The 941-nt window shown below is 56.9% G+C and carries 2 pseudogenes; both read left to right on the plus strand.

The features are described 5' to 3' along the window. Nucleotides 1-396 (plus strand): annotated as a pseudogene (locus SJH88_RS19190) (IS21 family transposase); the annotation flags it as partial. Then, nucleotides 386-820, plus strand: a pseudogene (locus SJH88_RS19195) (ATP-binding protein); the annotation flags it as partial. The pseudogenes SJH88_RS19190 and SJH88_RS19195, both read left to right, overlap by 11 nt. Nucleotides 821-941 lie beyond the last annotated feature (121 nt).

The raw sequence follows: 941 nt of genomic DNA on the forward strand, positions 1-941 counted from the left end.
TCTGGGCGTACGGTCTATGACTGGCGCCATTACTTGGCCGTATTGCAGCGCAAGCCTGGCGCATTGCGCAACGGTGCGCCGTTTGCCGAGTTGCCAGACGCATTCAAACGACTGCAAGCTTTGCTCCTGAAGCAACCTGGCGGCGACCGTGAGATGGTGGAGGTGCTTGCCTTGGTGTTGCAGCACGATGAGCAGGCCGTCCTGGCCGCTGTCGAGTTGGCTCTTGAGGATGGCGTACCCCGCAAGACCCACATCATCAATGTCTTGCACCGCCTCATTGATGGAACACAGGAACCTGAGCCCATCCATTCACCCCAAGCCTTGGCCTTGATCGTTGAGCCACAAGCCAACGTCGTGCGCTATGACCAACTCCGACAGGTGCGCCATGCGTCATGACCCCGCCATCGCTGCGATCATCATCATGCTGCGCCAACTCAAGATGTTTGGCATGGCCCAGGCCGTGACAGAACTTGCCGAGCAAGGCTCACCAGCCTTTGAAGCAGCACACCCCATACTGTCGCAACTGCTCAAGGCCGAGAGTGCTGAGCGAGAAGTGCGCTCCATTGCCTATCAGCTCAAGGCAGCCAAGTTCCCTGTCTACAGGGACCTGGCGGGCTTTGACTTCGCCCACAGCGAGGTCAATGAAGCCTTGGTACGCAACCTTCATCGCTGTGAATTCATCGATAAAGCCAACAATGTGGTGCTTGTCGGTGGACCCGGTACTGGCAAGACGCACATTGCTACGGCACTGGGTATTCAGGCCATTGAGCACCACCGTCAAAGGGTGCGCTTCTTCTCTACTGTGGAATTGGTTAATGCCTGGGCGTGTCCGAATTTTTGTGTAAACGGTTCGGACTTCAATTGACGGAGATGCGGTCTCCGAACTCAATGGTAAAGCGGGTCAGCGCAGCCTTCCAATCCCGGATGGGCATGGTCCACTT

The sequence above is a fragment of the Comamonas sp. GCA5 genome, assembly GCF_036541385.1.
Lineage (GTDB): Bacteria > Pseudomonadota > Gammaproteobacteria > Burkholderiales > Burkholderiaceae_C > Comamonas > Comamonas aquatica.